This is a genomic window from Mycobacterium barrassiae, assembly GCF_025822765.1.
GTDB classification, from domain to species: Bacteria; Actinomycetota; Actinomycetes; order Mycobacteriales; family Mycobacteriaceae; genus Mycobacterium; species Mycobacterium barrassiae.
In genome coordinates, this window is record NZ_JACKUK010000045.1 from 1 (window position 1) to 8,667 (window position 8,667).

The following is an 8,667-nucleotide window of genomic DNA, read 5'->3' on the forward strand; positions in this document are numbered from 1 at the left end:
CGACCAAGCACCCACAGGAGAGCCGGCGACACAGCGCCGGAAACCAACCACGGTCAAACACCCCCGGCCACCAGACAAGCTCAGACACCCCGTTCCGAGCTCACTCACGAAAGATCGAGGCTAGGTCTTGTCCGGCGTGCTGCTCACATGGCTGGCTGCTGTGGTCGTCGAGGCTCCGTCCGCTTCGCGCCGCCCCTGCGTGTCACAAACGGTCGGACAAGACGACAGATACATTGTGTCGAAGGAGTCAGTCGAGTGACGCGGTGGACGCCCCACCGTGGCGAGGCGGAGTACGACATGCAGCAGCGGGGTTTCGGCGAATTGGAAGCCGTCATCATGGACCTGGTTTGGGACTACGAGGACCCCGTGACGGTGCGTCAGATCTTCGACGAGCTATCGGCCGACCGCCAGATCGCCTACACCACGGTGATGTCGACGATGGACAACCTCTTTCGCAAAGAGTGGCTGAGCCGCGAACGCAGCGGCAAAGCGTATTTGTACCGCGCAGTGATGAGCCGCGAAGAGCGTTCCGCTCGACTGATGCGCGCCGCATTCGAAACCGGCGGCGACACCAACGCTGTCCTGGCCTTCTTCGTCGGGCAGATGAGCGCTGAAGAATCCGCGCAACTGCGCTCAGCGCTGCGTCGTGGCAGTAATCGGCGCCGATGACCACCGGCTTATGGCTGCTGCTCTACGGCGCTGCGCTGGCTTGGCTGTCACCATCACTGTTGCGGCGGCTCACCAAGCCCGGCGTCAGCCCTCAGATGGGAGTCGCGGTGTGGTTGACGGCGATCTCGACCACGCTCATCACGTGGGTCATCGCGATCGTGCTCATCGGTCTCGCGGCGATCGACGGTCTGATCGGCACGTCTGCGGCCACTGTGTGTCTTGAGTTGTTCGGTCTCTCCGAGCACGGCGGGCTAGCTGGCCTGAGCGGTTCAATCGCCTTGGCGAGCGGCGGCATCGCGATGGTCGTCATTTTCTCGGCCAGAACCTGCCGGTGGAGTTCGCGACTTAGATCGCGAAGCCGGGAGCACGCCGACGCCGTGTTGATGGTCGGTCGGCCGACTACACGTCCTGGCGTTGTCGTCGTCGAGGCTCAGAGATCTGCTGCCTACTGCGTGTCCGGTCATCGCCCCGCGATCGTGGTCACCAGTGCTGCTTGGTCGTCGTTGGCCCGCTCCGAGCTTGCAGCCGTCCTAACGCATGAGCAGGCCCATATCGCTGGCCGGCACCACCAGATATTGACGATGCTGCGCGCGATGGCCGGGGCTCTCCCCCGACTGCCGCTGATGCAGCAGAGCAGTGAGGCAGTCGCTGAGCTGCTCGAGATGTGCGCCGACGATGCTGCCGCCCGGCGACACGGAGTCGAACCCATTCTGGGCGGCCTGCTTGCCATGGCTGAACCACCCAACCCCGTCCCAGCCGAAGGTTTGGCCGCGGCGGGCACCGCGGTGGCTGTGCGAGCGATGCGGCTTGCTCACCCTGTCCGCCGGACAGCCGGCTGGTGCCAGAGAATGTTGCTTGCCCTGAGCATGACCATGATGCTCGGGACGCCAGCCTTCATTAGCTTTCTATGTCACCACTGAAACCATGGATATTTGCCGAGGATCCATCGCAGCCTTGAAATAAGCCTCGCGCCGGCCGTCACAGGGTCGCTGCGACAAATCGGCCGCACGAAACCCGTGACGGCATCACGTGTGATTCCCGTCACAAACGCCACTTGAGCACGCTTGCGGCAAGCGCACTACGCTCCCAGCCGACCACCCACACACATCCCACCACTTAGCACGTTTCCGTTCACCGTGCATTCAAATATCTACGTACTAAAACCGTAGATAAGCTGCAGATATATCCAACGGGGCATCTAACGATTTCGTCAAAAGCATTATCAGACAATGACACTCAAGCATGACGTCAAGCTGCGTTGAGAGCGGTAAACCACCAACACGCATTCATCGCGGCACGATTACAAGATGGCGACGAACCTTCGGGTTCCCGGAATGAGCACGATCCGCTGCTATCGTCAGAATCATTGTGAGATACCACGACGCCCCGAGTAATGTGCGACGCAATGCCGTCGCCGCGGCCTTACTCGCGCTCGTCGTGCTGGTTGCCGGGGTGGGCTGGCAGTTCGCCCAGCACAACCGTCCAGCGCATCACGGTGCGCACGCGTTGTCGTCAAGCATCTTCGACGACTTTGCTGCGGTCATTGAGCACCCGCATGCACAGGACGGTTCGGTCACCGTGGCCCCTGAGGCGTTCGCCGAAGCGGCTCTACCACGTGCAGTGACGCTGCTGGCGGCCATTGGCCTCGTCGCCGTTCTGGCAGCCGCATTCTCACAGTGGGCAACACGTTCGTCCGTTGTAATCCGGGGCCCCCCGAGATGGGGTGGTTATCTGGTTGCCGGGCAGCTGCTGCTGCTTCGGCTCTGCATCGCGCGCCGCTGATTCGGTAGCGCCAGATTTGCGCCCTTTGGCGCGAGTCGGTGATCGCTACCCATGTCAGTCGCCGCGGCAAAGAACGTCGTGGCATCACCGAGAGTGACCCACTTTCATGAGCCATGCTCTGTCCGTCCACTCATCACATCACCACACCGGCCATCATCAACGCCTGCGCCGCTTCGACAAGCCGGGCACGATGATCGGAAATACGCCAGTCCTGCGGATCGCAGCACCGTTCACCAACGACAATCGCGGGTTTTGGGCCAAACTCGAAGGGTTCAACCCCGGCGGGATGAAGGATCGTCCTGCGATACACATGGTCGAGCAGGGCCGTGCCCGGGGCGACCTCCGGCCAGGAAGCAGAATCGTCGAATCGACGAGCGGGACTTTGGGATTAGGTCTTGCTCTAGCTGGCACTGTGTTCGGCCACCCAGTCACTCTGGTTACAGACCCCGGGTTAGAACCGATAATCTCGCGGATGCTAACCGCCTACGGTGCTGACGTCGATGTCGTCACCGAGCCCCATCCTGACGGCGGGTGGCAGCAGGCACGTCGCAACCGAGTAATGGAAATCCTGCAATCAGAGCCCGAGGCGTGGTACCCCGATCAATACAACAATCCCGATAACGTCGACGCATATCGGGGTCTCGCAGAAGAGCTGTCAGCGCAATTGGGGACGATCGACATACTCGTCTGCTCTGTCGGAACCGGGGGTCACTCAGCCGGCATAGCGCGGGTGCTGCGTGAAACGAACCCTGATCTGCGGTTGATCGGGGTTGACACCGTGGGATCGACCATTTTCGGCCAGCCCGCACGGTCCCGGTTGATGCGGGGGTTGGGGTCGAGTATTTACCCCCGCAATGTGGACTACGCCGCCTTCGATGAAGTTCACTGGGTCGCTCCCGAGGAGGCCGTATGGGCATGCCGCACACTTGCCGCTACCCACTACGCCACAGGTGGCTGGAGTGTTGGGGCCGTGGCTCTCGTAGCCGGTTGGGTGGCTAGGACCAATCCGCCGAACGCCACGATCGCAGCAGTCTTTCCCGACGGGCCGCAACGCTACTTCGACACTGTCTATAACGACGACTACTGCAGCCGCCACGGGCTGCTCGTCGACAGTCCGCCACAGAATCCGGAATCGATCATCGACCCAACCGAACGTGTGGTCACATCGTGGACGCGTACGTCATCGATTGCGGATCCGGCAGTGGTCTCGTCATGAGTTTCCTCGCGCAGTTTCGTAGCTTCGGTTGGCCCAGCCGAATGTTGATGATCAATCAATTCGGCATCAACCTCGGTTTCTACATGCTGATGCCCTATCTCGCGGGATACCTCGCCGGCCCACTGGGCCTAGCGGCATGGGCGATCGGACTTGTGCTGGGCGTACGGAACTTCTCTCAGCAGGGCATGTTCATCATCGGCGGAACACTCGCCGACCGCCTCGGATTCAAGCCGCTGATCGTCGCCGGGTGCCTTCTACGCACTGGCGGATTTGCCCTGCTGGTTCTGGCTGATTCGCTACCTGCAGTACTGATTGCCTCCGCGGCAACAGGTTTCGCGGGCGCCCTGTTCAACCCTGCTGTGCGTGCCTACCTCGCTGCCGACTCCGGACCACGACGTGTCGAGGCGTTCGCAACCTTCAACATCTTTTATCAGGCGGGAATATTGGCCGGGCCGTTGGTCGGGCTTGCATTGTTGACTCTCGATTTCCGCGTCGTCGCCGCGTCGGCGGCGGCCGTCTTCGCAATCTTGACCGTGGCCCAGCTGTTCGCGTTGCCGCAGCATCGAGAAACGCCGCAAGCCGAGAAGACGACCGTGCTGCAAGACTGGCGCACCGTCCTCACGAACCGGTCATTTATGCTGTTCTCCACCGCAATGATCGGTTCCTACGTTCTGTCCTTTCAGGTTTACCTCGCCCTTCCATTGCATGCCAAGATCCTTGTTCCAGAACATGAATCGCTGATTGTCGCGATGGTCTTCGTGGTCTCCGGCCTTGTGGCCGTCGCGGGGCAGCTTCGCATCACCCGATGGTTCGCCAAGCGCTGGGGGTCGGGGCATTCGCTGGTGATCGGCATGCTGATCCTCGCTGCCGCCTTCACACCGATGATTGTCGTCCCGAATGAAGCACGGTTCGGCACGCTCGCCGCGGTCGTCGTCCTCGTCGTTGGAGCAGCGGTGCTTGCCGTCGGCTCCGCGGCAGTGTTTCCCTTCGAGATGGACACCGTCGTGTCACTGGCCGAAAGTCGACTGGTCGGTACGCACTACGGTTTCTACAACACGATCGTGGGCATCGGCATTTTGGTGGGCAATCTGGCCACGGGCGCGTTGATGCAGGCCGCTCGGTCCGCTGGCCGTGAAGACCTCGTATGGCTCTCGCTGACAGCGTTGGGGCTGGCGGCCTCCGCGGCTCTCTACCGGCTCGACCGTACGGGACGCCTGGTTCCCGAATTAACCAGCACCCCAACGCATGCTGCTTGACCGCGATTAATTGTGATGCGTGAGCGCGAGACCCGAAAAGGGGTTGGACATGGTCTCTAATGGTCGTTGCGAGGATTTAACGGTCACCGGCGCCATGGGCCAAAAGGTCCGTCTACTCAATATCGTGGGCGCTGTCGTCGCCATGGTCCTCCTTACGTGTGTACCGGCAGCATCGGCCCAACCGACCGTTGGGCCGTGGGATCCACTTCTTCCGAAGATGGCGAGTGCCGGAGCACCCGGCGATCCTGTCGCCATCGCCAACGCGTCCCTGCAAGCAACCTCCGCCGCAACACAAACCGCGATGAACTTGGGCCGAAACTTTCTCAGCAGTCTCGGAATCCTCGGTCCGAACACAAATCCTCAAACAAGCATTCGCGGCAATCGATTGTACGGTTCCCAGGCGATTGAGTACGTAATCCGCAGAGCAGGTACACAACTCGGTGTGCCCTACTCCTGGGGTGGCGGCAGCCTCAACGGTCCGACCCGCGGTGTCGACCAAGGGGCTGGAACCGTCGGATTCGACTGCTCGGGATTGACACGGTTCGCTTTCGCAGGCGTCGGCATTCTCCTTCCCCGATATTCCGGCGACCAGTATGACGCTGGCCGAAAGATGCCTCCGACTCAAGCAAAGCGTGGGGACTTGTTGTTCTGGGGACCTGGCGGAAGTCAACACGAAGCGATCTATCTAGGCGGGGGCCAGATGATCGAAGCACAGCAGTCAGGGGTGCCAATCAAAATCTCACCAGTGCGCACAGGGGGAATGACACCCTATGTAGTCCGAATTATCGAGAGCTGATTGGCGAGACAGCTCCAAGAGTCTGATTTGCTCTCGTGCGCGCATCCTTTTGCAGCCGATACACACGGATCGGATGTGTCAGTGTCAGCAATTCCGATTATTCTCGAACAACTCGATCTATCGAATCCGCGAAACATCTGTATTTAATTGTGGCACAATGTAATAGCGTTACCTAGCCGACGCATAATCGGGACCCCATCCTGCATCCAGTGACCACCCGCAGGAACTAGCATTGGGTTTATCTACTGAGTTACTACGTACGTATATGTGCCGAATTGAGTACGTACGCCTGAAGATCGGAGATCTGATGAAAACACACCTAGCAGCTTTCGCCGTTGCTGCGAGCGCAGCCATCCTGGTAAGCCCTGCAGCCGCGTCGGCTGCACCCAGCGGTCCGCGGTCAGTCACGGACACGGTCGCCTCGCTCGAAGCGCAAGGCTTCAAGGTGATAGTGAACAAGGTTGGTCACGCCCCGCTCGATCAGTGCTCAGTTGGAGGCGTTCGACAAGGGCAGGAGGTGACCGAACTCAAGCGCAATACACGGGATCAGACCGTCCAGAGAGTCAAGTACACCACCGTCTACGTTGACGCGGCCTGCTGAGAATCGCCGTCCCCCAGCGCTCCGGACGCTTCGCTTCCGGGGCACTGGCATATCGGTGCCATTAGGGCCACATCCACTGACGAATAACCGCGGCAGCTGAAGGGGGTCGTGAATCTATCGCCAAACGCATCACCGTTGATGTCTACGGCAGCCGAAACATTCAAAACCCTGATGCGGGGAGTGGTCGACTTCTGGGGCGAAGGCCGCGGTCTGGCTCGTCACGTGCCTCGGCCAGTCTGTCCCGGCCGCGCTCGGAATTGGAGGGGCTCGCCTAGCGACTATGCGCCCTGTCTACGCACCTACCTAGTAGATTAATAGCACAAGCTCGAAGCCATTCGAGCTCTGCACCGGGGAAAGGAGCACGAAGTGCGGAAACTCGGATTAGCGGCAGCTGGCGCGGCAGTCCTGGTGATGACGAGCTTTGGTCTCTCGTCGACTGCTTCAGCGCGCACCGAGGGCATGGGCGGTTTCGGTTCGCCCGAGCGGTTGGTGGATGCGGGCGGCGCCGTCGTGCAGGAGTGGACTGTGACAGACCTGAAAACGAGCACCGACACCGCGCCGGGTTACCCTCTGGCAGGTCAACTTTGGGAGGCGACGGTAACCGTTGCGGCGGTCTCCGGGACGGTCACACCAATCATTCCCAATCTGCGCGCGACAACGATGGGAGGCGATAGCTATCAGGCGCTGTGGCAAGTGGCAAGTCCGCAGGGCCTTTCAGGGGCTACCCTCCCGCAAGGACAGACGTCGACGGGCAAGGTCTACTTTGACGTCACCGGCGCAGACCCTCACATGGTGACCTACACGGGTAGCGGCACGCAGCGGTTGATGTGGTGTCTCTGTGAGTCGATGATGCCCGGGATGATGGAAATGCCGGGCTAAGCCAACGCTGCACGATACTTCGACTCGTCAGCCGACTGCCACAGATCCCGCCGCAGCCTCCGGCGTTGAGAGTCCAGCCGATCGACGCGGTGCACGCGATCAGTCCGGCGGGTGCCACTCCGCTCCAGAGAATTCGCCTGCACCCGCGCCACGGGCACTGGCGTCCCTTCTATCTGCGCTGCCGCTCAGCCGCGCGCCGTTCTATTGAGCGAGACCATTAACGCTGGGTGACCGGCTGGCCAGTCCGGATGTACAGGGGATGGCAGATCAACCAGCTACGGAAAGAAACGGCGCTTGACTAGAAGTTCCAGCGAGGTCCTACCATGAAAGTCCAACCCAGTACCGGGGAGAGAGGCGATGAGGGGCAACGATTCTTCTGCCGCCGCGCGCGACAGATGGTTCGTGGTGTCACTGACGTCGCGCCGGCCGGAATCGCCGGTATGGACGTGGATGGCAGTGGCTGGGCTTCTTGGGGCAATCGCCCTCGCGATCGTCGGCATCCCGTCGATCGACATCCATGGGCCCCTGCACTACGCCGGCATCATGGATCCCTTCTGTGGTGCGACCCGATCGGTGTATCTCACAATGCGCGGTCAGTGGGAGAACGCCATGCGTTACAACCCCGGTGCGCCCCTGCTGCTCTTGCTGGCAGTCGGCTTGGTCTTGCGTGGCGCGGTCGGGTGGTGGACAGGGCGTTGGATCTACGCGCGTTTGCCGCGTCACGCTGTTATGGCCGTCGCGATCGCCGTTCTAATTGTGCTTGCCGTGCGTCAGCAGTCGCACGCCGCACTACTGATGGCCCCCTGGACGGGCGGATAAGATCGCGACAGCACGAATTCCGCTCTAACACTTTTTAATCGGACTCTATCCGCTGGGTCGCGGCACCGAGTCATACATTGATACTGACTTACTACGCAGTTCGTTGGTCGAAGGGACTGTTCTTGTGCCGCATATCTTCAAAGGAATTTTTCCGAGAGACGACTGATTCCCGACAGGATCGCTCGCAGCGGTGTGCCCGATTGACGAGCGCTAGCCTCCACGCCGCTGCGGGGGTCCGCGCGTCCGTGGTGAGTGAACTCAACAGCGCAGGCCCAAACACAACCAAGGGAACGCTCTGAAGGAGCGGGCACTTCGCGATGGTCGCCGCCGTTTCGCCTTGCTCGACCGTCGTGCCAGCCGGCGCCGTGCCTCTCGCAGGCGCTCAGACTCCTGCGGTCCAATTCGCTCGATGAAGTTACTCAGCACCAGGTCTAAACGCCCGCCGCCCATCTTTTCAAGGTTCGTCGCTGCAGAACCTGCCTCGCGCGAATACGCACGTAATTCGCGCACTAGCTTCTGATGATGGTTGCGTCCAGCAGAGTGGTGTACGAGTCGGACCTGATCAGTAGCGCCGGCGTGTCGTAGCCGAGTGATTGAAGGTCATCGCGTGATTCTTCGAGAGACCCGTCAAAGTCACTCGAGCAAAGGA

At 60.9% G+C, this 8,667-nt stretch carries 8 protein-coding genes and 1 pseudogene (1 of these 9 only partly in view); all 9 read left to right on the plus strand.

Annotated elements, in window-relative coordinates; translation table 11 throughout:
• The first annotated feature begins 297 nt into the window (after positions 1–297).
• Positions 298–669: a BlaI/MecI/CopY family transcriptional regulator gene (locus H7J93_RS28370; protein ID WP_267309662.1), complete on the plus strand. Its 372-nt coding sequence runs from the start codon at positions 298–300 to the stop codon at positions 667–669.
• Positions 666–1,589 (plus strand): M56 family metallopeptidase, encoded by a 924-nt coding sequence (locus tag H7J93_RS28375; protein ID WP_267309609.1) that lies wholly within the window; start codon positions 666–668, stop codon positions 1,587–1,589. The genes H7J93_RS28370 and H7J93_RS28375 overlap by 4 nt, the downstream gene beginning before the upstream one ends.
• 448 nt (positions 1,590–2,037) lie before the next feature.
• Positions 2,038–2,451, plus strand: coding sequence for a putative copper homeostasis (lipo)protein LpqS (lpqS, locus tag H7J93_RS28380; RefSeq protein WP_267309610.1), 414 nt, complete (start codon positions 2,038–2,040; stop codon positions 2,449–2,451).
• A 106-nt stretch (positions 2,452–2,557) separates the two neighbouring features.
• Positions 2,558–3,667, plus strand: coding sequence for a PLP-dependent cysteine synthase family protein (locus H7J93_RS28385; RefSeq protein WP_267309611.1), 1,110 nt, complete (start codon positions 2,558–2,560; stop codon positions 3,665–3,667).
• On the plus strand, positions 3,664–4,923 hold the full coding sequence (locus H7J93_RS28390) for an MFS transporter (RefSeq protein ID WP_267309663.1): 1,260 nt from the start codon (positions 3,664–3,666) through the stop codon (positions 4,921–4,923). The genes H7J93_RS28385 and H7J93_RS28390 overlap by 4 nt, the downstream gene beginning before the upstream one ends.
• Before the next feature lie 142 nt (positions 4,924–5,065).
• Positions 5,066–5,719 carry an NlpC/P60 family peptidoglycan endopeptidase RipB gene (gene ripB, locus H7J93_RS28395; RefSeq protein WP_372508065.1) on the plus strand — a complete coding sequence of 218 codons (654 nt, stop codon included), beginning with the start codon at positions 5,066–5,068 and terminating at the stop codon, positions 5,717–5,719.
• A 967-nt stretch (positions 5,720–6,686) separates the two neighbouring features.
• Complete coding sequence (locus H7J93_RS28400) at positions 6,687–7,199, plus strand: MPT63 family protein (RefSeq protein WP_372508062.1); 513 nt, start codon at positions 6,687–6,689, stop codon at positions 7,197–7,199.
• A 357-nt stretch (positions 7,200–7,556) separates the two neighbouring features.
• Complete coding sequence (locus H7J93_RS28405) at positions 7,557–8,018, plus strand: DUF2752 domain-containing protein (RefSeq protein WP_267309612.1); 462 nt, start codon at positions 7,557–7,559, stop codon at positions 8,016–8,018.
• Between the two features lie 607 nt (positions 8,019–8,625).
• Positions 8,626–8,667, plus strand: a pseudogene (locus H7J93_RS28410) (transposase) (its annotated part continues 129 nt past the right edge of the window); the annotation flags it as partial.

Excerpts from the sequence above, each read along its gene's own strand:
- H7J93_RS28405 (WP_267309612.1), top strand. The coding sequence starts at position 7,557 with ATGAGGGGCAACGATTCTTCTGCCGCCGCGCGCGACAGATGGTTCGTG.
- ripB (WP_372508065.1), top strand. The coding sequence starts at position 5,066 with ATGGTCCTCCTTACGTGTGTACCGGCAGCATCGGCCCAACCGACCGTT.
- H7J93_RS28370 (WP_267309662.1), top strand. The coding sequence starts at position 298 with ATGCAGCAGCGGGGTTTCGGCGAATTGGAAGCCGTCATCATGGACCTG.
- H7J93_RS28390 (WP_267309663.1), top strand. The coding sequence starts at position 3,664 with ATGAGTTTCCTCGCGCAGTTTCGTAGCTTCGGTTGGCCCAGCCGAATG.
- H7J93_RS28385 (WP_267309611.1), top strand. The coding sequence starts at position 2,558 with ATGAGCCATGCTCTGTCCGTCCACTCATCACATCACCACACCGGCCAT.
- H7J93_RS28375 (WP_267309609.1), top strand. The coding sequence starts at position 666 with ATGACCACCGGCTTATGGCTGCTGCTCTACGGCGCTGCGCTGGCTTGG.